General features: G+C 57.1%; 21 protein-coding genes. 8 read left to right on the forward strand and 13 right to left on the reverse strand.

Going from position 1 to position 25,917, the window contains the following annotated elements:
• The first annotated feature begins 214 nt into the window (after positions 1–214).
• Positions 215–2,404 (forward strand): PAS domain S-box protein, encoded by a 2,190-nt coding sequence (locus JXQ78_RS11990; protein WP_330631001.1) that lies wholly within the window; start codon positions 215–217, stop codon positions 2,402–2,404.
• On the opposite strand, the gene JXQ78_RS11995 is transcribed toward JXQ78_RS11990, so the two are convergent.
• Complete coding sequence (locus tag JXQ78_RS11995) at positions 2,390–3,280, reverse strand: winged helix-turn-helix domain-containing protein (protein WP_330631002.1); 891 nt, start codon at positions 3,278–3,280, stop codon at positions 2,390–2,392. The two genes, JXQ78_RS11990 and JXQ78_RS11995, sit on opposite strands and share 15 nt — an antisense overlap.
• A gap of 218 nt (positions 3,281–3,498) precedes the next feature.
• Here JXQ78_RS11995 and JXQ78_RS12000 point away from each other — a divergent pair, with 218 nt between their 5' ends.
• Positions 3,499–4,089 (forward strand): 50S ribosomal protein L15e, encoded by a 591-nt coding sequence (locus JXQ78_RS12000; RefSeq protein WP_330631003.1) that lies wholly within the window; start codon positions 3,499–3,501, stop codon positions 4,087–4,089.
• Positions 4,090–4,167: 78 nt separating this feature from the next.
• Here the strand turns inward: JXQ78_RS12000 and JXQ78_RS12005 are convergent, their stop codons facing one another.
• The 4 genes from JXQ78_RS12005 to JXQ78_RS12020 form a co-directional block, all read right to left on the reverse strand.
• A complete protein-coding gene (locus JXQ78_RS12005; protein WP_330631004.1) occupies positions 4,168–4,737 on the reverse strand; it encodes a twin-arginine translocation signal domain-containing protein in 570 nt (189 codons plus the stop codon).
• Between the two features lie 294 nt (positions 4,738–5,031).
• Positions 5,032–5,994, reverse strand: a complete 963-nt coding sequence (locus tag JXQ78_RS12010) for a transcription initiation factor IIB (protein ID WP_330631005.1) — start codon at positions 5,992–5,994, stop codon at positions 5,032–5,034.
• 186 nt (positions 5,995–6,180) lie between these two features.
• Positions 6,181–7,980 carry a flippase-like domain-containing protein gene (locus JXQ78_RS12015; RefSeq protein ID WP_330631006.1) on the reverse strand — a complete coding sequence of 600 codons (1,800 nt, stop codon included), beginning with the start codon at positions 7,978–7,980 and terminating at the stop codon, positions 6,181–6,183.
• A 98-nt stretch (positions 7,981–8,078) separates the two neighbouring features.
• The gene (locus tag JXQ78_RS12020; RefSeq protein WP_330631007.1) at positions 8,079–9,776 is read right to left on the reverse strand and encodes a radical SAM protein; all 1,698 of its coding nucleotides are present in this window, start codon (positions 9,774–9,776) and stop codon (positions 8,079–8,081) included.
• Between the two features lie 443 nt (positions 9,777–10,219).
• On the opposite strand from JXQ78_RS12020, the gene JXQ78_RS12025 reads away from it, so the two are divergent.
• A complete protein-coding gene (locus JXQ78_RS12025; RefSeq protein WP_330631008.1) occupies positions 10,220–10,771 on the forward strand; it encodes a DUF7344 domain-containing protein in 552 nt (183 codons plus the stop codon).
• A 2-nt stretch (positions 10,772–10,773) separates the two neighbouring features.
• On the opposite strand, the gene JXQ78_RS12030 is transcribed toward JXQ78_RS12025, so the two are convergent.
• The gene (locus JXQ78_RS12030) at positions 10,774–10,935 is read right to left on the reverse strand and encodes a hypothetical protein (RefSeq protein WP_330631009.1); all 162 of its coding nucleotides are present in this window, start codon (positions 10,933–10,935) and stop codon (positions 10,774–10,776) included.
• Positions 10,936–11,115: 180 nt separating this feature from the next.
• Between JXQ78_RS12030 and JXQ78_RS12035 the strand changes: the two genes are divergently transcribed.
• From JXQ78_RS12035 to JXQ78_RS12045, 3 genes are all read left to right on the forward strand, one after another.
• A complete protein-coding gene (locus JXQ78_RS12035; RefSeq protein ID WP_330631010.1) occupies positions 11,116–12,336 on the forward strand; it encodes a glycosyltransferase family 4 protein in 1,221 nt (406 codons plus the stop codon).
• A 20-nt stretch (positions 12,337–12,356) separates the two neighbouring features.
• Positions 12,357–13,616, forward strand: coding sequence for a sulfatase-like hydrolase/transferase (locus JXQ78_RS12040; RefSeq protein WP_330631011.1), 1,260 nt, complete (start codon positions 12,357–12,359; stop codon positions 13,614–13,616).
• 162 nt (positions 13,617–13,778) lie between these two features.
• The gene (locus tag JXQ78_RS12045) at positions 13,779–15,209 is read left to right on the forward strand and encodes a lipopolysaccharide biosynthesis protein (protein WP_330631012.1); all 1,431 of its coding nucleotides are present in this window, start codon (positions 13,779–13,781) and stop codon (positions 15,207–15,209) included.
• A 1-nt stretch (position 15,210) separates the two neighbouring features.
• Here JXQ78_RS12045 and JXQ78_RS12050 read toward each other — a convergent pair whose 3' ends face one another.
• From JXQ78_RS12050 to JXQ78_RS12075, 6 genes are all read right to left on the reverse strand, one after another.
• The gene (locus JXQ78_RS12050) at positions 15,211–16,488 is read right to left on the reverse strand and encodes a carboxylate--amine ligase (protein ID WP_330631013.1); all 1,278 of its coding nucleotides are present in this window, start codon (positions 16,486–16,488) and stop codon (positions 15,211–15,213) included.
• Positions 16,489–16,556: 68 nt separating this feature from the next.
• Positions 16,557–17,369: an FkbM family methyltransferase gene (locus JXQ78_RS12055; protein WP_330631014.1), complete on the reverse strand. Its 813-nt coding sequence runs from the start codon at positions 17,367–17,369 to the stop codon at positions 16,557–16,559.
• Positions 17,366–18,040, reverse strand: coding sequence for a DHH family phosphoesterase (locus JXQ78_RS12060; protein WP_330631015.1), 675 nt, complete (start codon positions 18,038–18,040; stop codon positions 17,366–17,368). The genes JXQ78_RS12055 and JXQ78_RS12060 overlap by 4 nt, the downstream gene beginning before the upstream one ends.
• Positions 18,033–19,064 carry a lipid II:glycine glycyltransferase FemX gene (locus tag JXQ78_RS12065; protein ID WP_330631016.1) on the reverse strand — a complete coding sequence of 344 codons (1,032 nt, stop codon included), beginning with the start codon at positions 19,062–19,064 and terminating at the stop codon, positions 18,033–18,035. Before JXQ78_RS12065 ends, JXQ78_RS12060 begins: the two co-directional genes overlap by 8 nt.
• Positions 19,061–19,969, reverse strand: a complete 909-nt coding sequence (locus JXQ78_RS12070) for a polysaccharide deacetylase family protein (RefSeq protein ID WP_330631017.1) — start codon at positions 19,967–19,969, stop codon at positions 19,061–19,063. The genes JXQ78_RS12065 and JXQ78_RS12070 overlap by 4 nt, the downstream gene beginning before the upstream one ends.
• Positions 19,966–21,075, reverse strand: coding sequence for a glycosyltransferase family 2 protein (locus JXQ78_RS12075; RefSeq protein WP_330631018.1), 1,110 nt, complete (start codon positions 21,073–21,075; stop codon positions 19,966–19,968). Before JXQ78_RS12075 ends, JXQ78_RS12070 begins: the two co-directional genes overlap by 4 nt.
• Before the next feature lie 316 nt (positions 21,076–21,391).
• Between JXQ78_RS12075 and JXQ78_RS12080 the strand changes: the two genes are divergently transcribed.
• Positions 21,392–22,393 carry a GNAT family N-acetyltransferase gene (locus JXQ78_RS12080; RefSeq protein ID WP_330631019.1) on the forward strand — a complete coding sequence of 334 codons (1,002 nt, stop codon included), beginning with the start codon at positions 21,392–21,394 and terminating at the stop codon, positions 22,391–22,393.
• A gap of 70 nt (positions 22,394–22,463) precedes the next feature.
• Positions 22,464–23,765 (forward strand): pectate lyase family protein, encoded by a 1,302-nt coding sequence (locus tag JXQ78_RS12085; protein ID WP_330631020.1) that lies wholly within the window; start codon positions 22,464–22,466, stop codon positions 23,763–23,765.
• Between the two features lie 18 nt (positions 23,766–23,783).
• Here JXQ78_RS12085 and JXQ78_RS12090 read toward each other — a convergent pair whose 3' ends face one another.
• Positions 23,784–25,913: a DUF2206 domain-containing protein gene (locus JXQ78_RS12090; RefSeq protein ID WP_330631021.1), complete on the reverse strand. Its 2,130-nt coding sequence runs from the start codon at positions 25,911–25,913 to the stop codon at positions 23,784–23,786.
• Positions 25,914–25,917: the final 4 nt, after the last annotated feature.

Below are 25,917 nucleotides of genomic sequence, written 5' to 3' on the forward strand. Positions count from 1 at the left end.
GAATATGACCGTCGCTACCAGGGACCATGCAAGTAAACGGATCGTTACTCCAGCTGGAAACATTTCGCATAATTTATAATATCGGGTGTGGGCCGTAACTGATTTTAGTGCTGGATTGGAACCGAACTGTCGTGTGACTCGTTCGTTTCCAGGCCGGCAGAGTCTAGCACCGTCGTCTGCACACGTCCCCAGTGCCCAGTACGTCTGAATATCTATGGGTTCGCCGATACGAGTTCTGGTCTATGACTCCACTCCTTCGGGTGCTGAGTCGATCGGTCGTCGACTTGAGGGGGCTGACGACGAAATAGCTGCACAGGCAGCAACATCACCCCGGGCAGTGACGACGGGGCCGGTTGACTGTCTGGTTTGTGCACATGATTCGGAGTCTCACGATGCGATCGAGCTGATCGAAGAGCTTCGCTCACAACCTGGCTGTAGAGCCATTCCTGCGATCGTTTTCCCCAAGTCTGAGTCTACGACACTTCTGCGGCGTGCGCTTTCTGCGAATGTGGCAGACTGTGTCGTGCAGACGAACGATGACTCGTGTTATGAGGCGTTGGCAGACAGTGTGCGAGAGGTGACTGCCACATCGCGATCAGTGGACCATCCCGGTCGGGTCGGTGGATCGAATGGGTCGTCTCTTTCGCCGATGGACGCAATCGACCTCCGTCGACTCGCGGAGTCGAATCTGGTTGGGACGGTGTTGATTCAGAATCTCGGGTTCGAATACGTTAACGATCACGTGGCAGAGCTGTTTGGATACGATCGGACGACGTTTCTTGAGGAGCTATCGGTGACTGATCTGGTGTATGAGCCGGACAAACCACATCTCGTGGAGTATCTCCAGCGCCGGGAGTGGAATCTCGCCGAAGAGAGTCTCCACACGTTTCGTGGCGTCCGCGAGGATGGAACGATACTCCAGGTCGAACTCAGGAGCGACCGGATCGACGCACGCGGCAGTCCGCAACTGCTCGGATTGCTCTCCGATGTGACCCCACGAAAGCGTCGTGAAAAAGAGCTGAAGCGCTACCGATCGATCGTCAACACGGCGGGTGACATCGTGTACGCGCTGGACTCTGATGGTAAATTCACGTTCGTCAACGATCGCGGACTGGGTCTCACCGGCTACGATCGTGGTGAAATTATTGGCTCGCACGTCTCGAAACTGCTTGACGAGCAGGCGGTCGAAAAGGGCGAAACTCACATCAGAGAGCTCCTCAACACCGAGGGCCAGACCCAATCGAACAAGACCTACGAAATTGCACTGCGGACTGCAGACGGCGAGACAGTCCCCTGTGAGGCAAACATCACCATTCTCACCCACAACGGTGAGTTCAGTGGAACTGTGGGTGTCGTTCGCGACATTTCGAAGCAGCAGGCCCTCGAAGCCGCTCGGCGTGCCGAACGCGATCAGTTTGCTGCGCTCTTTGAGAACATCACTGATCCCGCGGTTCAGTATGAGATGCGCGATGGAAAACCCCATGTCATTGCGGTCAATCCGTCGTTTGAAGCCGTGTTTGGCTACTCACAGGCAGAAATCGAGGGCGAGTCGCTTGACGATGCCATCCTGCCAGACAGCGCGGATAACGCCCAAATCTTAAACGAACACGTCGATGCCGGCAACCAGATCGAAGTCGAAGTGACCAGAATGGCCAAAGACGGCCCGCGCATCTTCCGGCTCTCGACCGCACAAATCGTCTCTACTGCCACGCCGAAACGTGGCTATGCGATCTACAGCGACGTGACCGAACAGAAACGCCGTCAGGACGAACTCGAACGACAGAACCAGCAGCTAGAGGAGTTCGCCAGCGTCGTCTCACACGACCTTCGACAGCCACTCGGCATCGCGATGGGAAAGCTCAGCATCCTCAACGAAACGTACGACTCGGCCCATATCGACGACATCGAGGATGCACTTGACCGGATGGAGTCACTCATTCAAAACGTGCTGACGCTTGCCCGGCAGGGCCGCATCGTGGACACTCCCACGCCAACATCGGTAAAGCGAGTCGTCACTGGGGCCTGGGAGATGGTCGAGAGCAAACGTGCATCGCTCAACATTGATCCGCCACTCGGATCGATCGATGCCGACCAACAGCGCCTGCAAGAGCTCCTTGAGAACCTCTTTCGGAATGCGATCGAACACGCTGGACCAACGGTAACTGTCACTGTCGGGTCTCTCTCGGGTGGTGGATTCTACGTCGCCGATGACGGTCCTGGCATTCCACCTGACGAACGCGATCGCGTTTTTGATCGTGGATTCACCACGACAGCCGATGGCACCGGACTGGGGCTCGTCATCGTCAAGACGATCGTTGATGCTCACGGCTGGGAGATAACGGTCACCGAGTCAGAAACTGGCGGCGTCAGGTTCGAAATAACGGACCCGTCACCGTTTCGCTGAGTCGATGCGCTCTGTGTGTTGAACCGCCAGTGATCCGTCGAGCTCGACGAGTAAGGTCTGCTCATCCGCCGAAAGCGCGACTTCGATCCGCCAGGGATCGGTCTGCAGCACCGTCGTACAATCATCAGAGACACACCAGTCGAACCGCCAGTACGGCGTCGACGAACAGTCGATTCCATGATCGGCGTAGAACGACACGACATCGGACTGATCAAGCAGTCGGAGCCCAATCGCGGAACACAGCTCGTGATTGCAGTTGGCACAGCTGTGTTCGGCGCGCAGACCGACGCCAAGACAACAATCACCCTCGGGAACAATCGTCGTCTCCATTCGCCCGCTACAAACCGGACAGACGCCATCGGCTGCCAGACAGTGACGGTGACGAACGCGCTGATCGAACGCCCTGAGCAGTTCCGATCGACTCCGGTCAGTTAATCCCCCCGGTGGAAACGTGTACGTCCCGTGGCCTCGACCACAGTCCTCGCAGTCGATTGCTAGCTGCTCGTCTTCGTAGCGCACCGAAAGCGGGGTTCCACAGTTCGTGCACGGATCCGAGAGCGCGAACGGCTCGACGTACGGGTGTTCGTTGAATGACCCCGAGAGTACCGCCTGAACCACCCGTTCGCCGGCAGTTCGGAGGTCGTACCCGGCGTCGGTTCGAACAACAAACTGTGGCGTCAGTTTATCGAGATGGTAGTTGAACTGTGCACTATCGCGCAACCCGACCGTCTTTCTGAGCTCGGAGAACCGAACCGGACGCTCGCTGTGTTCGAAGAGGGCCTCAAGGATCGACAGCCGAGTCTCATTGCCGACGATCGAAAACGCCTCGGCGGGGGCCACACAGTCGTCGCTCACCTGAATGTCCGCGCGACTCATTGAGACAGTGTTGATCGTCCGCCGATTAAAGTGTTCTCTCAAATAGATTTTTGTAAGATTTATTACTCATCGACAGATAGCTTCGAAGCCGCTAAGTACGAACCGTCCGAACAAACGATATCTCGCTGGCTATGACGGGCACCAGTGGGCACCTGTTGTAACAGGTCGGGATGTGACCGCTTGCCGGTTGAACCATACAACGCCCGTCGGTGATCGAAATGGCACGAAGCTTCTATTCACACATCCGTGAGGCGTGGAAAACGCCAAAGGAAGGAAAGCTCGCAGAACTGCAGTGGCAGCGCCAGCAAGAGTGGCGCGATCAGGGAGCGATCGAACGGATCGATCGACCGACCCGGCTCGATAAGGCACGATCGCTCGGCTATAAAGCAAAACAGGGTATCATCGTCGCTCGCGTGAGCGTCCGCAAAGGTGGTGCGCGAAAACAGCGATTCACGGCCGGTCGTCGGTCGAAGCGCCAGGGTGTCAACCGCATCACGCGGCGCAAGAATCTCCAGCGGATTGCCGAAGAGCGCTCACAGCGCAAGTATCAGAACCTCCGGACGCTCAACTCCTACTGGGTTGGCGAAGACGGCTCGCAGAAATGGTTCGAGGTCATTCTCGTCGATCCGGAACACGGCGCAATTCAGTCGGACGATGATCTCAGCTGGATCTGTGACGCCACGCAGAAAGGACGCGCGTACAACGGAGCCACCAGCGCTGGTAAGCGCGGGCGTGGGCTCCACAACCGTGGAAAAGGCGCAGAACACGTTCGTCCGAGTCTGAACAGCAACGACGGCAAAGGCAAGTAATCTACACGCACGACTCCGACGGTCGTGTGGTCATTTTTTTGAGAAAGAGAACGTGTTTTTGACGTTCAGTTGCACCACTCAGTACGACTGTTTCTGGTAGGCCTTGGCCGTTGGTGAAGAAAGGACACCGGTCGAATCGACCGTCTCAGTAACCTCTGCGGTGGTGTCGGTAACGACCGATCCCGAGGAGGAGTCACTGAGTGCGCCCGTTGGATCAACGACATTTGTGAGCGTCTCGGCCGTAAAGGAGTCGCCGTCGCTCGTCGTTCCTTCTGCCACGACCGGTAGCGACTGGCCGTTTTTGAGATCGTGGTTCGTCAACAGATCAAAGACACTGACCACGGCGGTCGTGGCGTCGTTTTCTGTGGCGTACATCTGCACCGTTGATGTCGGCTTCCCATCGACCAGCACGTCGAGTGATTCGACCTCCTTTGGCGCGAGTTTATCGAACGTCATCGTGAGGAATTTGTTCGCCGGTACGAGTCCGTCTGCAGTGAGTCCTGGTTTGTCCATCGTCTTCGAATCCGTCGATGCTGCGTCTGCGGTGCTACTCAGCGAACCAATTCCCGCCGTTGCCACGCCGGTTCCTGCAAGCAACTGCAAGAACGTCCGCCGCGTGTTATCTGTCGTGTGTTCTGTGTGAGACATCGATACTACGGTTTCACCCATCGATACGGAGTTGCGATATCGTAAAAATCCTTTTTGTTGTGAGGTATTACTCTGGTATATTATTTAATGAATGGCTTCTGTTATATAAATATCCATTGGCTGCCACAGTATTACTAAATCGCCGATAGATTGGCTCTATCTCCAATATCTCTCAATTTGACTCCTTACTCAGAATAGTAGTTATTTCAACAAATTGAATACTGGATGCTGAGTCAACTACTCAAATAAAATAAAAACAACAATTATTCAGGGACGTTCTTCGAGACGAAACAGTCAGGCTGGGAGATCCTGTTCGGCTTCGAGCAGTTCGTGATAGCGGTTGCGGATAGTGACCTCTGATATGTCTGCTACTTCGCTGACGGCAGCCTGGGTGGTCTTTTCGTTCGTGAGCAGTGCAGCGGCGTAGACGGCGGCTGCAGCCAGCCCAACGGGGCTTTTTCCCGAGTGAACGCCCTGTTCTTTTGCGCTTCGCAACAGCTGTCGAGCACGGTTTTCTGCTTCGTCGGAGAGTCCGAGCGAGGAGGCAAATCGTGGGACGTAACTCTCGGGATCGGCTGGTTTCACTTCCAGGCCGAGTTCTCTGACCACGTATCGATAGGTCCGAGCGATCTCGCTTTTCTCAACGCGTGAGACATCTGATATTTCGTCGAGACTCCGTGGAACACCTGCCTGTCGAGCGGCGGCGTACACCGCAGAGGTTGCCACGCCCTCGATCGATCGTCCCGGGAGAAGGTTCTCATCGAGTGCTCGCCGATAGATGACACTTGCGGTCTCCCGAACCGTTTCTGGGAGGCCAAGCGCAGAGCTCATTCGGTCGATCTCACCGAGTGCCTGCTTTAGGTTGCGCTCTTTGGAGTCGCGCGTCCGAAAGCGTTCGTTCCACTTTCGCAGCCGTTGCATCTTCGCACGCTGTCGTGAGCCAAGCGAGTTGCCGTAGGCGTCTTTATCCCGCCAGTCGATGTTGGTTGACAACCCCTTGTCGTGCATCATGTTCGTGGTTGGCGCCCCGACACGCGATTTCTTGTCCTTTTCTGTCGCGTCGAACGCTCGCCACTCCGGACCGCGGTCGATCTCGTCAGTCTCGACGACCAGGCCACACTCGATACAGACCGTCTCGCCGTGTTCGCTGTCCGTTGCCAGCTTGCCGCCACACTCGGGACAGTCTACTTTCTCTCCGGTGTCCTCCGTCTCCTGTTCCTCTGTGCGTTCTCGGATTCGTGTGTTCGAATCACTCATGGTGAGGGCGGGTGCTATCCGGGATAAACCACTCCCCATACCCCCGGATGTCCGCTTAGTATTTTTTATGTTCGGTCGAAACCTTCTTAACCGTTCCGGTATCCTTTGTATGGGTTATACACTCCCTGCAGAAGAAACTCCGTTCGGGACGTTTGGAGTTTATTCGGTGGATAATTTTTAACCAGTTCAGTCCGATTCGCTCGCCTGAATCTCGCGGCTCTCCTGGACGGCGGTCGTCAGCGACACGTTCAGCACCCACGTCGAAATCACGCCACCGGCCATGGTCGCTACGTTTTTGATGAAGTGATCGACGACGGCGGCCGCGAGCGCCATCGATCCTGGTACCGGCGTGAACACCGTCACGATGAAGGCAAACGCTGCCTCGTATAAGCCGACGCCGTTGGGCGAGAGCGGAAGCACCTTCGAGAGGTTGCCAACACAGACGGCGAAAAAGCCCACCGAGACGAACGTGACGAACGAGACGGTTTCGATGCCAAAGGCCCCGAACACCAACAGCGCGGTCACCACATCGAGCACCCAGATTGCGGTGCTAGAGACACCCACCTTCAAAAACGACCGGGGTGAGTTCGTCACCGTCTGAATGTCACCGGCAAATCGTTCGAACATACTCGCCATGTAGTCGGCGTAACTGTCCGAACTCAGCCGCGTGATCAGGGTGCGTCCGATGTTCGTCTCGGCGCGCGCGCTGAGAACGATTCCGATAGTGACGACGACCGCAGCGACTGCCACGCCGGCTGCGACAACCAGCGCGGTGTGTCCCTCCTGGGCTCCCGAGCCAGCAGTGGCCGAAAACAGCTTGCCAACGTCGATGCTCGTCATCGCCAGCGTTGCGAACACGATACCAGAGAGTGCCGTGATAGTCAACAGATCGAAGACGCGCTCGATAGCAAGCGAGGCAAACCCGGAGGTGTAGGGGATGTTCCGGCGCATTTTCAGCACGTACGCACGGACCGCGTCACCGATTCTGGCTGGAATCACCAGATTTCCCGTTTGACTGATAAACACCGCACCAGTCAGAAACCAGGCATCTTCGGTGTAGCCCTGCTCTGCGAGGATGTCACGATATCTAATCCCTCGCAGCGGCCAGGAACAGAGATACACGGCACTGGCGATGCCGAGCAGCAGTGGGTCTGCGCCCTGAATGTGTGCGAACGCCTCCTCGAAATCGATGTAGTGGTTCATCAAAAACAGCGCCAGCGCAACCATCACCACACCACCGGCAATCGTCACCGGGCGACTGATCCGTGGTTGGACGGAAAACGCCCACCAGCACCGCAAGATCTGGCTTCCCATCCCGAAAACATCACGGACGAGGTCCACTTTGGTGTCACCGACGGGTTCCCATTCGACGGGAAACTCCTTGATCCGGTGACCGCGTTTTTGTGCAGTCACCAGCAGTTCGGTGTCCCAGAACCAGTGTTCGTCCTCGATGTCATCGAGCAACGATAAGAGGACGGTTCGATCGAACGCCTTGAATCCACACTGATGATCTTTGAGTTCGGAGCCAAGCAACAGCCGAACGAGACCGTTGAATCCGCGACTCGGAACGCTCCGTTTGATGGGTCGGTCAACTACTGCCCCCGGAAGCCACCGTGAGCCCGTGGCCACGTCGTACTCGCCCGATCTGACGCTCTCGACGAGCTCTTCGAGGTGTGACATATCCGTGGCGAGATCCGTGTCATAGTAGACAAGGGTGTCACCGTTGGCTCTCCGAAAGGCGTATTCAAGCGCTCGACCACGACCGAGCCGTTGCTCGCTGTGAACGTGTCTGACACGGTCATTCGCCGCCGCCATTCGGTCAGCGATCTCGGGGGTTGCGTCGTCACAGCCGTCTTCGGCCACGATCACCTCGTAGCTTCCGTCGGGAAGAAACGAGGCCAGCGTGTCGAGTGAGGTTTGGACTGTCTCTTCGATGGTCCCTTCCTCATTATACGCTGGAAGGACGACACTGACCGCTACACTCATTAGACAGTTGTGCAACAGCCATCGATAAAGGCATTCCGTATCCGTTCTCTTCTGAGAATACGTATCGAATAGTAGTTCACGCTGTGAACGAGTTCTACCTACTCCATGGGAGCAATGGTGAATGGATCGAGATCGCCACCCGTCTCGTGTGGGAGCTCTCCGAGCGAGGCGTACGGTCGATTCACGACGATGTCACCAGCACGGCGCTGTCCAACGCCAGGAACGGCTGTCAGCTCGTCTAAGCTCGCTGAATTGGGATCGAGGGGAAACTCCACGCCGCTCACGGATCGATATCCATGGCCGGTGACAGCCACGTCGATCGTTTTCCCGAGCTCTCGTTTCCCAGGCACAGCCACGAGCAGTGGATACGTTCCAAGCTGTCTACCGAACGTTTTCCCGTCCTTGTGATACTCGAGATGAAGATCGGGAAGGACCGTCCCAACGGGCGCGACGCGTTGTAACATCGGGTTGTCGATCGTCTCGCGCACCTCCCGTTTGTAGCTCTTGAACTGTTGTTTGTGCTCGCGGGCGATTGACGCGCCGGTGTCGCTCATCTCGGTGCCATCGAACGACATCACCTGTCGGATATTCACTCGTCGGACCATCAGGCCGGCGTCGTACACGCGCTGGAGGAACTCAAGGTTGTGGTCGTAAGTTTCTGCCCGCTCACCCTTCAGTCCGTGGAGTAGATTGATTCCCGGCAACAGCTTCGGCAGTCGAGACGGTCCGTGAGTGTCGTCTTCGGGTCGCCAGCCGGCTGCCTCGTTGACGATCCGTACCGCTTCGAAACACTCCTGGGCGGAGACGTTGAGGTTGTTCTGCTCTTGAACACGGGGATCCGCGCTCTCCAGTCCGAACGCCGCGGTGTCGCCGGGCGTGTTGTGCGTTGCGATGATTCGAATGCCCTCGCGTGCCAGCTCTGGCCACTCGACGATCGTAATCGGATTCATGTTGTCCAGATGGATCGTCCGTGGGCTGTCGTCCGGAATCGCGGCGTCGATGCCGCCGTAGAGCGTTTCGAGCGCGTCGGGGTTTGGCCGTTCGCCGTCTCCGCCGTAGGCGAGAATGTCTGCCTGCCGTCCAAGTCGCACATTCGTGACCCCACACTCGACGAGCGCCTCAACCTCACTAATGACCGTTTCAGGGGGTCTGAACGTTGGCGTTCCGTACAGTGGCTCGGTGCAGAACGAACAGCGGTACGGACATCCCCGTCCGGTTTCGAGCTCGGCGATGAGATACTCGGGATGGTTCGGATGCTGTTCGACGACAAACGCGCCGTTGCGTGCCCAGCGGGTCACTTCTTCGGTGTCACGCATCCGATTGCCAAACCCTTCGAGCCCGGACGCGACGAGATCATGGGCAGCAGCCTCAATGTCGCCCTTTGCGACGAAATCGTAGTCGAGATCGTCGCGTTCAGTTTCTGTGGCGCCTGCATTCTCCTCACCCACGCCGAAACGAACCGGCCCGCCGACAAGCGTCGTCCCGTTTGCGGCCCACGCCAGCCGCCGAACTTCTTCGGGTTCGGCCGGCGTGCCACCGACGTAGCTTCCAGGAACCGTCATTCCGCCGATGTACACGAACAGGTCGGCGGATTCGACGGCCGCCCAGTGTGACTGATCGTCACGGAGTGCATCAATCGTGAGATAGGTGATCTGTTCTTTGGGGACACCAGCATCGATCAGTGCACCAGCGGTATACCGGGGATACGTCGAAATGTACGGTGGAACGCCAAAGTGGGCCGGCTCGTCGACGTAGCCATCGACGATCGTTACGTCGAGTGTTGCCGGATCAAGCATGTTCGAACTGAAGAACTCAGGCCGTATAACGATGTTCGGTTCGAACTGAATACAAACGATTTCCCGGCGCAAAAAGATGGAATAAAATATTTTTCTATTAACTGAATTATTAATTATAATGGCCAATAGAGTTATTGTCTTATCATACGAATTCGAATCAAAGGATGCCATCAGGCCACAAAACTTATTATTATGATATGCAATTCTACCCATACGAAATGGATAAAACATGTCATTCTGAAATTATGTTGTTATCAGATACTCCACAACCCTGTGATTCCAGCCCACGTTCGTTACAGTATAATGCAGGTAATAGCTGTGATTGCCGACAATTTCTGGATGGGAAGTCCCAAACCGAACCTATACATCAGTTGTCGAATTGATGATTGCCAGCCCTGTGTTCAAAGAAATACTATTGAATTGTCATTGTCGGGTGATCGGGCATGGCGATCAGTGATGCCGTCGAAGTGACCGAATCGTCGCGGGCGGACAGTCTCACGAAGTTTGACATCCACGATGTGCTCAGAAACGAGCGACGAACGCGCGTGCTAGAGCATCTTCACGGTCGAAATCAGCCCGTTCCGCTCCGAGAGCTTTCAGAACGCCTTGCGGCGCTCGAAACGGGCGAAGACCCTCCACCGCGAAACATCCGAGAGAGCGTGTACAATTCGCTTCACCAGACGCATCTCCCCAAACTCGACGAAATGGGGATCGTTTCGTACAACGTCGATCGAAAGCTCGTGTCGCCGGCAGCAGGTTTCGAGCAGGTAACGGTGTACATGGAGGTTGTTTCTGCGGACGATGTGACGTGGTCGACGTACTATCTCTTACTTGGCGTTCTCGGACTCTGTGTTGCTGGATTGTCGAGTCTCGACATATCGGTGTTTGGGATGCTGTCGGTGCCGACATGGACCGTTTCGTTTCTGGTGATCCTGGGTTGTTCTGCGATACTCGAGCGATACCGTGACGACACCGTATTGGTATCGCTTCGGTGATCTCACAGCAGGGTCCCGACGACAGACCCCACTCCGGCAACAATCATTCCCAGAATAAATCCAACGAACAAAACGACAAGTACGTTGCGCTTGGTGGCGTGCGGGCGTAGTCCCGGGAATGTGAGGATCACGAGCTGATACAGGCGTCCGGTGCGTTCGATCATTTGGATAGCGGCCACACCTCAGTTGTGGGTGCAGGTTGTTTGTGAGTGGGACTACATAGCTATGCACTCCACCAACGATCTCGAACGACCGATTACTGTGCCGTAATCACCCGGTAGAGTGTGTAGATCGGATGAACGACCGGCTCCTCTTTTATCACACGTGGACGTAGCACGGCACGTATGCGGGTTGCCTACGTCCTTTCACAGAACCAGGGTGGACTACCTCATTATGCGGCTGAGCTGGCGAACGCCGTGAGCGAGCACGCCGAGGTGGCAGTGTTCAAACCGACCGATACGACCGCTGATACGTTGTTTTCCGACACCGTCGAAACGGTGTCCGCGTTCGAGAACATGACACTCTCGATTCCGGACCTCTATGGCGGCAACTTCGACGTGCTGGAGAATGTGCGAGCGCTATACTCCTATCGAAACATCGACCGGATACGCGAGTTCGATCCTGATGTGGTCCACGATCCAACCGACTTTTTCCCCCAGGTGAAACTATTTACCAAGCTCCACGGGATCGATCGAGAGTTTCCGTTCGTCGTAACGTATCACGAGGTTCCACCGCCGATATTCTCGCTCGGTGATCCGTTTGCCACGGTCGAATCGGCGCTTGACCGTGTGATACCAGATGTGGACCACGACCGGTTGATCGTCCACTCCGAGGCCCAGCAGCGAGCGTTCGGTCGTCGGTTTGGCCGCCCACAGACGATCGATGTTATTCCACACGGTGCATACGACTTTTTCACCGACCAGCCCTACACTCCTCAGCCCGAAGAGTCTGCCACCGTGTTGTTTTTCGGCAATATTTTTCCGGGCAAAGGGCTGGATGTGCTTGCTGAGGCGATCACGCTTGCTGCGGAGTCGGTTCCGGAGCTCACGCTGGTGATCTGTGGAGATGGCGAATTCTCAGACCAAACGCAATCAATCATCGACTCAAATCCCGATCGGTTCGAGGTGCACAATTACTTTATTCCGAACGATGATGTAGGGGAATTTTTCACACGCGCGACGCTCGTTGCTCTTCCGTATCGGCCGGCGGCGACAGACGGCACGAAAGGACACAGTGGAGCCCTCTCGACGGCGCATGCCTTTGGCAAGCCAGTCGTTTCAACCTCGATCGGTGACTTTCCTCGGCTGGTCGGTGACGCCGGAGCCGGTCGCGTCGTTGAACCCAACGATCCCGACGCGCTCGCCGAAGCGATACTCGAAATGCTCTCTGATGATGAGTTGCGATCGTCGATGGCAGAGCGTAGCTCTGAGCAGGCAGACAGACACTCCTGGGAGTCGATCGCCCGACAACACCTCGATGCGTACGCCGCGGCGATCGAGCGATTCGAACGCCGTACGACCTCTAGTGAGTCGTTGGGCGTGTCGAACGAATTAATAGCTGAGTAGGTCGAGCGGAAAGTCATCGTATGGACTCCGCGTCGCCAGAGCAGCCACGAGCACTGTCGTCGCTCGCCGCTACCGATTCGGTCGAGAACGTCGTCATTTTCGTCTCCGACGCACTCCGATACGATTCGGTCCCCGAACAGATTCGTCGGCGAGGCATAACGGCACGAGCGATCGCCCCAAGCACCTTCACGGCCAACGCACTTCCTTCGATCACGAGCGGGAAGTATCCAGCAACCCACAAAGTCTGGCGGTTTCAAGACGACCGTCTCGCCAGTCGACCGGCCCTGTTCGACGAGGCAGCGGTGGATGTCGGCTTCAACGCCGAAACCGTCTGGTTGATGGACGATTCGTCAGCCAAGCCACCACTTCGCTGGAACCATCTCACTGAAGAGCGCACGATCGACGAGTTAGAACCGCCGTTCGTTCATTTCATTCACGACGTTGGCCCGCATGCGCCCTACGGGGTCGACAACACCGTCTGGGACTCTACGCGTGAATTCTTCGCGGCGACAAACGATCCGATGACGCTTTGCGAGCGCTATCAAGACGACTGTGTCAACTCGGCCGATCGATTCGACCCCGTCTACGACTATCTCCAGTCGTCAGGTCTGCTTGAAGAGACGCTCGTGATCTACACCTCGGATCACGGCCAGGTCCTGGGTGAGTCCACATACGGTGGTCAGTTTGGTCACGTTGATCCGATGTGTCCAGAACTCGTCGAGATTCCAGTCACGTTTATGGGTGCTGGTCTGCCGACAGATCACGAGTATCCTGGCCTCGTTTCGGGCACTGACGTTGCTCCCACCGCGCTCGCTGCACAGGGACGGTCGGTACCAGATGAGTGCGATGGCCAGCAGCTCTGGACGGCCACACCAGGGACCGATCGCACCGTCCGGTGTGATGCGTGGGCATACAAACCCATTACAGTGCGCGATACGACTATCCCGATCACGGCCTACGCGGCGACAGGCGTCTGGGATCGTGGAGGCGGTCACGTGTTCCAGCGCCGGTCTCGTCTCCTGCGCTGTGCGTATCTGGCACATAAGCTGCTCCGCGGAACGCAGGCCCCCGTCTGGCGACCGAATGCGTCATTCGAAACGCTGGCTGGACTCGCACGAACGTATCTCCGTTCAGAACACAGTTATGGTAGCCCCACCGTGACGGCTGACGCCGCGAGAGCCGCCGTACCAGAACAGTTCACTCGTGCGTCCGATCGGTCGTTCGACGCGAGCGACGAAGCGCTAGAGGAGAAACTCGCTGACCTTGGCTATCTCTCGTGAGCTGTTACTTTCCGAACCGGCACCATCATGTTTGCATTTATCTTCACCGATGCTGTTCGATACAATGATGGGTAAGAGTCCCCCCAGTCCGGTCACCTGTACAGGGTGTCGTGTCAGCTCTCAATCTCTCCGACCCTTTCATAGACTGTACACAGAATTGGAATGAGCTATCGCCGCATACTACGATCGTCGATCGGGACGTTTGCGACGCGCATCGGCCTGTCTGTGACGGTGTTTGCCGGAACGTTCTATCTGGCCTGGGCAACGAGTGCGTGGGTACTTGGCGTGTTCTCGTTGTTTGCTGCGCTCGTTCGAGTCGTCGATATCGTCACCAACGTTGGGATGAACGAAGCCGCCAAAAAGCGAATCAGCGAGGGTACCGACCAGGGGGCGTATTTCACGGCCACCATTCTCGTTCGAGTTGCGCTGTTCGTTCCGATCGCAGTGACCGTCTATGGTCTCAGTGGGACGATCGAGGCGTACGTCGGATACGACATTGCACACTACATTATCGCTGGTGCTGGCTGTTATCTCCTCCGTCGCGTGCTCGAATCCGGACTCATCGGACAGAAACGGGTCGCGAGAGCTGGGCTCGTCCAGTTTCTTTACGGCATCGTTCATCTGCTCTCCTGGGTCGTGCTCATCTCCAGCGGGTTTGGCGTTGAGGGCGTGTTTCTTGGCTATCTGATCGGACAGATCGCCGCATTGGCTGGCGGTCTGGCGCTTACGTCGCTTCGGCCGGCCAGACCATCGAAACGACATTTCTGGAGTCTGTTCGAGTACGCGAAGTTTGGCTGGATTGGAGCGATGACAACTCAAATGTGGGTCTGGACGGACACGCTCGTGCTGGGTCTGTTTGTCACGCCGGAGTTGATCGGCGTGTACGAGCTTGCCTGGCGAGCAACCGGCGTGCTCTTTTTGCTCGCATCTGCGATCGGCTCGACGCTCTTTGCAAACGTCAGCGAACTCGCGGCAGATGGTGCCCGCGATCGTGTTACGGAACTGCTCGAACGGTCACTCGCGTTCACTGGTGTGCTCGCAATTCCGGGTGCCGTCGGGGGAGCGCTGCTCGCACCGTCCTTGCTCGGCCTGTTTGGCCCTGTATATCGGGTTGGTGGCACCGTGATGACGTTGTTGATCGTAGCCCGTGTGTTTCACAGCTACGAGGTGATTCTGAGTAAATTGATCAACGCTCTTGATCGTCCGGATCTCACGTTCCGAACGAACAGTTTGTTCATTCTCTGCAATCTTGGTCTGAATGTTCTCGCAATCTGGGCGATCGGCTGGACGGGTGGGGCTATTGCGACGATGTCGGCAATGATTCTCAAGTTTGGGCTCTCTTATCGGTACAGTCGGTCGCTCCTGTCGTACTCGATTCCGTTCAAGACAATCGGTCGGGAAGTGGTTGCAGCCGGCGTTATGGGTGTGGTGCTGGTCGGTACGATCCTCACCTTCAGTCCCGCGACGGATCCTCTCATGACGACAACGTACGTCACGGTCGGCGGAGTAGTGTACGCTGTCGCCCTGTGGACACTGATCGGCGAGGTACGGACGATCATCTTGCGCTTTGTGGGCTCACAGGTGTCCAAGTGACTCATTCGCCCGCGACGAGCGTGTCATCCCGAGAGCCGACCGGCAGCTGGTTTCGGATGGCAGTGAGCAACGGGCGGGGATCGTCAAGTCGGACGAAATCGAAATGGGGATCGGTGACACAGGAGCGTGCGACCGCAATTACCGCCGACTGGAGGGATGGCGGTTCGATATCAGGATACTCCTCGCGGACGATACTCAACAGATACTGGAGCTCCCCGAACAGGAGATGATTTCCGGTATCAACCGTGTAACCCGTCTCGATCGCCTGCTCGCCTGTCGTCGCGAGCTGCCAGTGTGCCACGGGAAAGTTCGCGCCCGCACACACGTCCATCTCTAGAGAGGCCCAGACCCGTGGGTTGATCTCCGTGAACACGTAGTTGTCCAACGCCGGGTCGTAGAGATACTGGACTGAGGCGAGACCGTGCCAGTCGAGATGAGACAGGAGCTGGCGACTGTACTCGTCAATTTTCTCATCTGCCATCGTTTTCCGGTAGACGCTAGCCCCGCCTGCGTAGCTTGTCCCCCGTATTTGGCGCTTCTGACAGGTCAGCGTCGTCTGGCCGCGATCACAGAGCCCCCGAAAGCCATACTCTCTCGCCGTGTGATCGACGCGCTCTTGAACGACCGGAATATGATCCGAGATCTCCACCCCTGCAGGATGCATCCGTTGTTGGATGTCCGCGAGAGTGGGCCGTTCACCACGTTCGAGATAGATCGGTTCCATCTTCCCGATGCAGTCGTCATCATCCAGTGAATCGACGTGGCCGCCCGTGAGAAACGCATACCGTGGTTTGACGATCAATGGCCGATCCCAGTCCGGCACGGCATCGAACGACCAGGTGTTCGGCGTTGGAACACCTGCATCCTGTGCGGCATCTGCCATTGCCAGACTGTCTTGTACGGTCTGCACCTGCTCAAACGTCGGCCACAGCGGTGTTACGTGCTGGGCGAATTCGTCGTGGTATTTCGCGAGGAGATAGCTGTCCATCTCTCGGTGTGGGATAATTGTTGCGACGCTCGGACGACGGGCACCAGCAAGCAGTGCGTCCTTATACGCGAGCAGGTCCTCGTACGGCGATGGTACGACCATCTGCTCGTCACAGAATCTGGAGACCAATCCGGGACAGGTCACATGCTCCGAAACGGCAACCGTCCGAACGCCGTGGCTATGGAGGGACCGAAGACACGAGAGACTGCTTCCCGAGTGATTGATTGGAAGCAGTACGGCGTTTCTCTCGACAGTGGTGTCTTTCATCTGTCCGTTTATCCGTGTAGTCATTGCTTGAAATTACCGGTTTTCATATTATTATGAGATGTTGATCCGTTCACTATAGCTGCCGCATCTGGTTATTTCTGGGCGAAACAGAGATACACGGATCCTCGTCCGTTGGTTGGTTCGCCGCAGTTGACCAGTGAAAAGCCAGCCCCACGAAGCAGTGATTCCACCTCGTTTGGAGTGGCGTCGTAGCGCTGGAGCTTTGTGGGGTGGATTTCGACGACACAGGTGTGGATGTCCTCCAGCAGATCACCACAGCCACGTAACACGGCGAGCTCTGCTCCTTGCACGTCAATTTTCATCACGTCGGGTGCGGATACGTCGCCAGCCTGGACGAGCGAGTCTCCCCGACGAGTCTCGATCTGGATAGCAGTTCCATCGGTTGCGAGAAAGTGATGGCCGACGCCGGCCTCAACGTATTCCGAATCGAGAAATAGCGATTCATTTTTGTCCCACAGCGCGACCGGCAGAATCTGATGGTTCTGTGTGGGTCCATTCCGTTCGAGATTCACCGTCAGCCGGTCTCGATTCGTGGGTTCGGGTTCGAATGCAACGAGGCGGCCGTCAGCAAGTTTCTCCGTGAGAAAGCAGGCGTAGGTGCCGACACAGGCACCAACGTCCCAGACGGTTTCGTCGCCCTCAAGCGTCGAGAGCAGCCGCCGAATGACGGCTCGCTCGCCACAGAGATCGCTGGCACGTCGATACTCCATCCGGGTTGAGAGATCGAACGTCGCCGTCACGTCGTCGACCGTCACGCGCCGCGTTCCACTGCGTGCGGCGATCTGGAGCTTTCGTACGAGCGCATCGAGTCGCCAGATCGCGCTCGCAACGCCAAGCCGGTTTGCGATGACCGCCGCCAGCTGTCTGTGTGTGGACTGACTCATTTGTGAACGCCACGCGGTTGTGTCTGTACCGCCCTGTCAGTGAGCTCGTCCCCAACCGTGTGACAGACAACCTCTAGTTCGTTGATGTTGTCCGCACCGGTTCCGCCAGTGGCGAGCTGGTCTGTTCCACCGGCACCACCGCCTGCATGGTCGGTGATTTCGCGTGCAATGTCGCTTGCGCTGTAGTGATCCGTGAGCTCCTGACCGACGGCGACCCCAAGCGAAGCGTCAGCACCGCCGACCAGGATGGCGATCACTGGTTCGTCCATTGCTTGCTTTGCGAGTACTGTCACGTCGTCGTGATCGCCTTTCGTTAGCGTGGCGTGAACCACGGACGGCCGATCGTCCGTATCGTCGTCGGGAGCGACCGTGTGCCACCATTGGGCGGCCCAGTGTTCTCTCACAGTGTCGATCTCGTTTCGTAAGGATCTGCGCTCGTCGTCGATCGCCTGGACACGAGCTGGAAGTTCCGAAACGGAACAGTTCAGCGTCCGTGCGGCGGCAGTGGCTGCCTGGCGGGTTTCGGGCGAATCTGCCGTGCGCTCGCGGGCGTCAAACGTCTGGCTGGTGGTGAGCCCCTCGCGAACGATACGTTCGCGACGCCGCCAGTAGAGCGACGTGGCGAGGAGCGCAATCACTGCAAACAGTCCGACGATGATGGTGTCATTCATGGAGATATCGTTTGAGGGCAGGTCCGATGGTGGAATTGGTCAGAATCGGTGCGAAATACGGGGTGATCGAGCCAATGCGGCCGTACGCATCGAGCGACGCTCGGCCGGCCCGGTGTGGTGGTGCGACGAGGCTCACGAGATCAGCCGGCGTTCCGCCAAACTGTGCTTTAAACTCGTGAACGCTCGATCCTGGTCGTGAGCGGCCAAAATCGACGATCGATCTGCCGGCCGAACACGCCCGTTTGATCGCTTCGAGGTAGAGGAGGTGATTTGGCCGGTGCTCCCAGTGAGCAGCGAGCGAGGCTGGCGTCCAGATCGTGGTCGTATCGCCGTATTCGTAACAAAAGACGCCAGCGATGGGCTGCTCTTCAAGCCTGGCGATGAGAATCGTGGCTGCGTCTCCGAGCTCGTTTCTGAACGCTGAAAACAGCTCTGGTGGAAATTGTGGACTGCCGAGACGTTCCATCGTCGCGAGATAGAGCGGATAAAACGTGTCGACGGTCCCTGGCGTAACGGTCACGCCGTTTGCGCGTGCGGTTCGCACACAGCGGCGAACGTCTTTGTCGAATCGCTCGTGCCACAGCGCATCAAACGACGAGGTGAGTCCGAGTCGTATCGCCGTGCCCGTCTCGGTGCCACCGAATCCGGCGCTGTTGTAGCCCCGAACGGAGCTCCAGGAGGCGTCTTTGATGATCCGGGTGCCACCGCGTTCGGTGATGGCCTCAAGGAACGCAACTGGATCAACCCCATCGGTGAGAAGTGGAAAGCCATACTCGGCAAACGGAACGACGATGCTTTTCCCAAGCCCATCTCGCACGGTGACGCCAGGCACTAGCCCGGTGATTTTCCCGTCTGGACCTCTGCAGACGAGATGTTTCGGTTCGTAGCCGAAGGTCGCTTCGATCGCAGAGAACCACTCCGGGGTGTGAAAGACGGTGGCGTCCTCGTGGTCGGCGACGAATGCGGCCCAGTCGCTGTCAGTGGCTGCGATTGGTTCGAGGGTGAGGGTCTCGTTTTTGCTCATTCGGTCCTCCTCGCGTTCGTGATCGTCTGATCGCCTTCTGCCGTATCGGACTGTCCGCCCGGTTGTGCTCTGGCAACCGATGCAGCCGTCGTGAACGAAAACGTCTCGAGAAGCGTCCTGAGCGTTGCAGAGAGCCCATCGATGCCGTGAAAGCTGACAAACCGCTTGTGGAGCCCTGGTTCGTCGGTGGTGACGGCCGGGTTGAATTCCCAGGGATGGAAATAGAGCGTTGCTGGAATCCCACGGGCGTTCAGCCGTCGGATTCCTGCAACGAGCAGTCGCCTCGGGAGCAGCCGTGCGTAGAATCCACCGGCGATGGGAACCCTGAGTTTCGGGTGGGCAACGGCGAGTGGCAGTTCAACGAGCGGACTGTTGACTGTCCCCTGTTCGAATGGACGGGCTGGATCGAGTCGGTACGGTTCAAGTGGCACTCCATTGACGCCATACATCGGTGTCCGGACCGGAAATACGCTGGAATCGTATCGATAGCCTGCCTCATTGAGCACTTCGATCGCCCACCTCGTTTTCGGTGTCACCGAGAAATTCGGTGCTCGAAAGCCGATCGGCTGTGTTCCCGTTGCCGTCCTGATTGCCGCAGTCGATGCTGCGATCTCCTCTCGAAATGACGCTTTCGAGAGGTCGAACAGCGGCTGGTGGGTGTGACCGTGCGAGCCAATTTCGTGGCCCGCCCGATCAATACGTGCGATCAGCTCCGGATAGCGCTCTGCCACCTGCCCAACGACGAAAAAGGTGGCCTGTACGTCATAGTCGGCCAGTATCGAGAGCACGCTCTCGACGGATTCTGTGAGATGATCGGTTGGATCGGACACCGAATCACGAACTAGCGTGGCCGAGTACCAGTGTTCGACATCGAATGAGAGAACATTCGTGGGGGCCGAACTCATCTGACCCTCCGTGGGGTGGTGTCGGGTGGGAAGTACGTGCTGAGCGCATGCAACACGATGGCGGTAAAGCAGGCGAACACGCCGAGTACCAGACAGATGGCCGTCAGCAGGCCGTGCCCGAACGGGAACGTCCCCGACTCGACGTAGTTCGAGACGGTCCAGTAGCCCGCTGTAAGCCCAAACACACAGAGGACCATCCCGGGCAGTCCGAGAGCGGACAGTGGCCGCTCACGTTCGACCGTTTTCAGAATGTTTCGTATCAGGACGATCGCGTGACGAACCGGGTGGATCGTGTTGGCGTTCGAGACGGCGTAACTCATTGAGACCGAAATCTCCTCGATCTCGTAGCTGTGGTGGTGAGCGTGATACAGGATATCCGTGCTCGCGTCCATCCGATTGCCGATCGATCGGTCATAAGCGAGCGAACGAATCATCTCCCGGTCGAATGCCCGGTATCCGCTCTGCGTGTCGCTCACTCGCGATTCGGAGCGAATCACTCCCATACTCAGGTTCGTAAGACCATTGATGATTCGTAGCCCCAGTCGCCGGGACCACGGCACAGTGTGGTGGTTAGAGTCCAGGAATCGACTCCCGATCACGAACTCTGCATTCGACTGATCGAGCGCGTTCGTAAGCCGCGGAATATCGGCTGGATCGTGTTGCCCGTCGCCATCGATGAGGACGAGCTGTGACACGCCAGCCGTCACTGCCGCTTCAAACGCCGTTTTCAGGGCGGCACCGTAGCCAAGATTCTGTCGGTGCTCGATCACGGCCGCGCCACACGATTGGGCCCGGTCTGCGGTGTCATCATCGCTTCCATCGTCGATGACGACGACCTGATCGGCGTGCTTGATAGCTCCCTCCACTACCCGCTCGATCGATTCTGCTTCGTTGTACGCTGGAATTGCAACTAGACACTGACACTGGATAATCTCAGCCAGTGCTTCTGATTCCAGTTCTACTGGCTCATCGGATTCGGACCGCCCAGCGTCCGTCCCGATGTGCCGGACAGACGGACGAACGGCTCCGCGGTGTGGCCCGGCGGTCGCCGTTCGACTTCCGTCGATCGGTTCCTCTACGTGGGCGTCATCTACTCTGCCAGTCATCGATCTTCATGCGAGGGAATTATCGGTAATTGGTGGTAAATATCAAGGGGTTAGGTGTGTCAAATTCAACATTATCCTTTCCAGCCCATCAGACTTTCTCCGTGTATGCACCAATTAGACTGTTTTAACAGGATAATAGAGAAATAATTTATTAATTATTGATTATTAATTTTATTTATGAAGTATTAAAAACTATTTGCGGGAAGAACGATTTAGCGGCAGTGAATCGAATGAACTGTCCATAACTTCCGATAGTGATATGTGGATAGGAATCGTACCTAAATAGCTATAATCGATAATATATCTGTGGGTTATCATGCATATTGAAACTGTCAATTTTGGCGAGTGGGAAGCTGCGTTGCCGGCTTCTGGATTCGGATGGGCTCATACTCCGGAAGCGCTCCGTGTTCTCGGCGATCACACGCCCGGTTCTCTTCGTCTGTATGGTGGATTCAAGGGCGAACAGCCGATTGGGCTCTGTCCTGTGGTTGAGATTGATGGGCCGGTCGTGACGGCACAGGTGTCGCCACCGCCCGGGTTTGCGATCCCACAGCTCGGTCCCATCGTGTTTCCTGCAAGCCCGAAACAGCGCATGCAAGAACGGGTCAATCGGCGGTTCACGGAGGGGCTCTTAGAGCAACTTGGGGCATCACGACGGTCGACGATCGTCGGGTTGGCGTGTCATCCCTCCTACACCGACCCTCGACCGTACGAATGGGCAGACTTTGATGTCTCCACGAGATTCACATACCGGCTTTCGCTCGATTCGGTCACGCTTGATCAATTGCAACGCTCGTTCAGTCGAGAGACGCGCCGGGCGATCCGAGACGCCGAGTCGTCGGGACTGCGGGTTTCTACGGGAGGGGTGACCGACGCGCGGCGAGTGTATAAAGCGCACGAACGGCGTCGTGACGAGCAGGGCGATGACTTTCCAGTCAAATGGCCATATATCCGGGATCTCGTTCGGTCACTCGGTGATCGGATACGTGTTTACGTCGGCGAGGATGCAAACGGTGACTTTCGGAGTGGGCTGCTCGTCGTCTACTCGAACGACGACGCCTACTGCTTGCTCGGTGGGACACGATCGGAATCGACCGGCAGTGGCATCAACGAACGCCTTCATTGGCAGGCAATCACGGATATCGTGACCGATCCTGTTCTCGATTCGATCGCCAGATACGATTTCGGCAATGGAAATCTCGAATCGCTGGCGTACTACAAAAGCCAGTACGGTGCCACCCCCGTTCCTCGCTATCTCATCACGTCGGGAAAGCTGATGGAACTCGCAAAATCACTGTACGAAACGATCGTTTACTGATGGCTACTCCGTTGCAATCGCGTATAATGAGTCAATACCCATTTCGACTGAGACTGTTAGGTGAACCAGTATGACCTCACCGTCGATGTCGATAGATCGGCGGACGTATCTCGCGCTCGTTTCGGGTGCGGGCGTGTTCGCTGCCGGGTCGTTTGATACTGATATCGGTCGGTTTGGGGTCGAACAGACTGCGCTCATGACACTCGATACTGTGTATCAGATCTCACCCAACTACTACGTTGGACCGAAGACTGAACGACCGCCTGCCTCAGAGGCCAAAGGAACGATCTGGGAGGTGACTGATCCTGATAACAGTCGTCCAACAGAGCGAACGCTCTCAGATGGAAACCGATGGCTGTCGATATCGGTCACCGATGGTATTCGTGAACCGGGTGAGTTCTATCTCACCCCAGATGATGGGTTCGAGGCGATGCAGACAATCATCGATCAGCACGCTCCGAACGTGCTGATTCGACTCGCACCAGGAACCTATGAGGGGAGCGATCTCGTCTTAGAAAACGGTGTGAGTATCGTTGGTTCCGGGCCAAACGCAACCATACTCAAGCTCGCACCCGGTGCCAACACGGATTTGCTCACGACACCCACACCTGCGAGCCGCAATGTGATGTCCTGTTGTGTGCGTGACATCACGTTCGAGGGAAACAGCGACACAAACGACACGGGGACGCTCGTGTACGGTGCGTTCTGGAACAGCCGGTTCCAGAACTGTTTTTTCCGGAACAGCCCCGAAAACGGCCTTTGGCTCGCCGGCTCGGAGGCCAGCACGGATGACAATTACGTCAACCAGTGTCAGTTCATCAATAATCGTGGCGACGGTATCCGCGGTGGGTCAAATCGAGAGGCACATCCTGCGGTTGGCGTTGTTCGGGTAGATACGAACTGGTTCGGCCATAACGATGGACCGGCGATCAGGGCCCGCGGCAACGCCTGGAGGATTACGAACGCGAAGCTGTATCACAATGCCAAACAGCGCGGCACGTCGATCCAGATCGACCGATCGAAATTCACGGCAGTGAGTGGCTGTGACAGTTACGTTTCTCACCCGGATAGAGCTCACATTGCCATTCGTGCCCATTCTGGTGTCGACTGTGCTAGCATCCAGATCAAGGACAACGATTTCCGTGGTGAGTTCAAGGCCGGTGTGCGGTGTGTCGCAGATGGTAACGATCTGCGGGCAATCCAGATACGCGGCAACACGATGTATACCGACGCTGGCACTCCCCGTGGCGTACTCGCCGAGGGAGACGGCGCGTACCAATCGTGTGCGTTCACCGATAATATTCTCAGCAAAGAATTCGGCTCACAGATGCTCGATTTGCCTGATGGCTGGATGATTCGAGACAATCTGTGAGTACGGTCGGGTTACAGATCAGGACTGGACGTGGTAGATCGTCACTCGTTCATTTTCGTAGACCACGGATGCGTTGGCGAGCTGATTCTCGTGGATGGTTGTATTGGTCGGATCGATGTAGTCGGAGTCGCTTTCGAGTGTTCGCATGGGTTTGTGACTCACGTAGACGTATGCGTCGGTGGTGAGTCGCTCTCGTTCGAGCCAGATTGGTTCGATCTCGTGGACAGGAACGACTTCGCTAACGAGCAGTCCATCGCGGCTTTTGATGTGCTCCCATTCGTTGATGACGGCCACCGTGTCGCTGGGATCGGTGTGATCTTCGAGCCAGCGCGTGGCGGAGACTTCTGCGTCGGTGTAGGCCGGCCACCCGGCGCTTTCGTTCAGATTCAGGTTGTACGGTGGAACCGGCGCTCCCGTGGCGGTGAACGCGACACCAGAGCTAAAGACGAACAGAACGGCAAGCACGACAGCAAACAGCTGATCGCCGGTTTCTGGTCCCCATCGATTGCTATACTGTGGTCGCACGCGATGTGCGATTTCACTAATGAGTTCGATGGCTGTTCTAGCGCCGATGACGGCGAACGGGCCGAGGACGAACAGCGCGATCTGCAGCGTTCGGTCGAAGCCCATTCCGAACGTGAACACGACGGACGCACCGAGAAAGCCAAAGACGCCACATGAGAGCAAGACGTATTCGGTGGCAACGGTCTGGCGATCGAACCAGCTGTCGAGCAGCGAGCGCAGTAATCCGACGCCGATCAGCCCGACCAGCACGAAATACAGCAGCTTGTACACCACCCACACCGGCGAGCCAAAGCCGGTGGTTGCGTAGTCCGCACCGCTCCGATCGGAGGCGGGGAGGGGCAATGATTCCAGCAACACCAGTCCCGCACTGACGACGCGTTCGAGATTGACTCCGTCGGCGGTTATCCCGTACCAGCCAATCCAGAGGACGATGAGCGAGATAACGATCCAGGGGCGACTCACACGCGTTGCGATCGGCTGCTCCTCAAGCAGCTTCGTTCGATCGAGGATCATTCTGGCGAGCAGTGTGGCACCGAGAAACGCCCCAAACAGCAGGCTCACGCCGTAGTGGCTTCCAACGAGTCCGAATCCCATGACGAGTCCGAGCAGGATCTGGTCTCTGCGAGACAGTCCGTCGTCGAGTAAGACGACGAGCAATAGTGTCGCGTAGAGTCCCCCCAGCAGCTGTTTGTCGGGCATGTCTTTGAAAAAGCCGTAGTAGAATACCAGCGCGAACGGTGCCAGGGTTGCGATCCGGCGATCGCTGGTGGTTGCCCGGACGATATACCAGATTCCCACCGGGAGCAGTGCCACCATGATCGGCACGAGTAGTTTATACACCCAGACCAGTTCGAGTCCTGTCACGGTGGCGTAGTTCGCTCCCAAAAGCGTTACCATGACCAGGGAGTTGCTCGCCGACTCCATTGTCGGGTTCCAGTGGCCTCCGCGGAGGATTTCTCGTGCGGCGTGGAACTCAAAGTGGATGTCGAATCCCCAGATGTGATTCGAGATGAGCGTCATCTGGAGCAAAACGGCCGCGGCGATCGCCCAGATTCCGTAGCCGGTGAGTCGGTCGGTGTCGGCCCACAGCAGGACCATTGGAAGCACGGCGATCACGCACAACACCCCCGAAAGGAGCCACGTCGGCCCGATGCGCGTGAGTACGCCGGCAGCGAGCACTACCAGCGTGAGCAATCCAGTTCCGAGCAGTACTCGTGTGGATGGAATCTCTGGGGCGGTAAACTGGTGAATTTCTTTCTGGCGGTAGTAGTGGATCGACAGAAACACCGCGGTGAGCAGACCGGTCGTAGTCACGATCGACAGCGGGGTGAGTGGTCGATCAACTCCCAGCCAGCCGAGCTGGTTGAGGATGATTGCACCGGATACCATCAGTACCTGGCTTGCGGTGAGGCTATACAGTCCAACGCGTCCCAGTGGTCGGTCGTCGAGTTCAAGCAGGACCAGGAGTGCGTAGCCAGGGAGGACGCCCAGCGCGAGCAGTCCCAGCGGTACGCGAAGCACGTCCATCCCCGGGAGGCTGCCCTCAAGGTGGATTGTGAGCAACAAGAGTGGATACAGTACACCACACACTACTGGGAGCGAAAAGAGGATCCGACGGTCCATTGGT

It is taken from the genome of Halocatena halophila, from assembly GCA_027563145.1.
Taxonomy (GTDB): Archaea; Halobacteriota; Halobacteria; order Halobacteriales; family Haloarculaceae; genus Halocatena; species Halocatena halophila.

Bases quoted from the DNA above. Each gene is read 5' to 3' on its own strand.
- JXQ78_RS12030 (WP_330631009.1), bottom strand. From the start codon at position 10,935: ATGATCGAACGCACCGGACGCCTGTATCAGCTCGTGATCCTCACATTC.
- JXQ78_RS12040 (WP_330631011.1), top strand. From the start codon at position 12,357: ATGGACTCCGCGTCGCCAGAGCAGCCACGAGCACTGTCGTCGCTCGCC.
- JXQ78_RS11995 (WP_330631002.1), bottom strand. From the start codon at position 3,280: ATGAGTCGCGCGGACATTCAGGTGAGCGACGACTGTGTGGCCCCCGCC.
- JXQ78_RS12055 (WP_330631014.1), bottom strand. From the start codon at position 17,369: ATGAGTCAGTCCACACACAGACAGCTGGCGGCGGTCATCGCAAACCGG.
- JXQ78_RS12010 (WP_330631005.1), bottom strand. From the start codon at position 5,994: ATGAGTGATTCGAACACACGAATCCGAGAACGCACAGAGGAACAGGAG.
- JXQ78_RS12090 (WP_330631021.1), bottom strand. From the start codon at position 25,913: ATGGACCGTCGGATCCTCTTTTCGCTCCCAGTAGTGTGTGGTGTACTG.
- JXQ78_RS12070 (WP_330631017.1), bottom strand. From the start codon at position 19,969: ATGAGTTCGGCCCCCACGAATGTTCTCTCATTCGATGTCGAACACTGG.
- JXQ78_RS12085 (WP_330631020.1), top strand. From the start codon at position 22,464: ATGACCTCACCGTCGATGTCGATAGATCGGCGGACGTATCTCGCGCTC.
- JXQ78_RS12065 (WP_330631016.1), bottom strand. From the start codon at position 19,064: ATGAGCAAAAACGAGACCCTCACCCTCGAACCAATCGCAGCCACTGAC.
- JXQ78_RS12000 (WP_330631003.1), top strand. From the start codon at position 3,499: ATGGCACGAAGCTTCTATTCACACATCCGTGAGGCGTGGAAAACGCCA.
- JXQ78_RS12035 (WP_330631010.1), top strand. From the start codon at position 11,116: ATGCGGGTTGCCTACGTCCTTTCACAGAACCAGGGTGGACTACCTCAT.
- JXQ78_RS12045 (WP_330631012.1), top strand. From the start codon at position 13,779: ATGAGCTATCGCCGCATACTACGATCGTCGATCGGGACGTTTGCGACG.
- JXQ78_RS12075 (WP_330631018.1), bottom strand. From the start codon at position 21,075: ATGACTGGCAGAGTAGATGACGCCCACGTAGAGGAACCGATCGACGGA.
- JXQ78_RS12020 (WP_330631007.1), bottom strand. From the start codon at position 9,776: ATGCTTGATCCGGCAACACTCGACGTAACGATCGTCGATGGCTACGTC.
- JXQ78_RS12025 (WP_330631008.1), top strand. From the start codon at position 10,220: ATGGCGATCAGTGATGCCGTCGAAGTGACCGAATCGTCGCGGGCGGAC.
- JXQ78_RS12005 (WP_330631004.1), bottom strand. From the start codon at position 4,737: ATGTCTCACACAGAACACACGACAGATAACACGCGGCGGACGTTCTTG.
- JXQ78_RS12080 (WP_330631019.1), top strand. From the start codon at position 21,392: ATGCATATTGAAACTGTCAATTTTGGCGAGTGGGAAGCTGCGTTGCCG.
- JXQ78_RS12050 (WP_330631013.1), bottom strand. From the start codon at position 16,488: ATGACTACACGGATAAACGGACAGATGAAAGACACCACTGTCGAGAGA.
- JXQ78_RS12015 (WP_330631006.1), bottom strand. From the start codon at position 7,980: ATGAGTGTAGCGGTCAGTGTCGTCCTTCCAGCGTATAATGAGGAAGGG.
- JXQ78_RS12060 (WP_330631015.1), bottom strand. From the start codon at position 18,040: ATGAATGACACCATCATCGTCGGACTGTTTGCAGTGATTGCGCTCCTC.
- JXQ78_RS11990 (WP_330631001.1), top strand. From the start codon at position 215: ATGGGTTCGCCGATACGAGTTCTGGTCTATGACTCCACTCCTTCGGGT.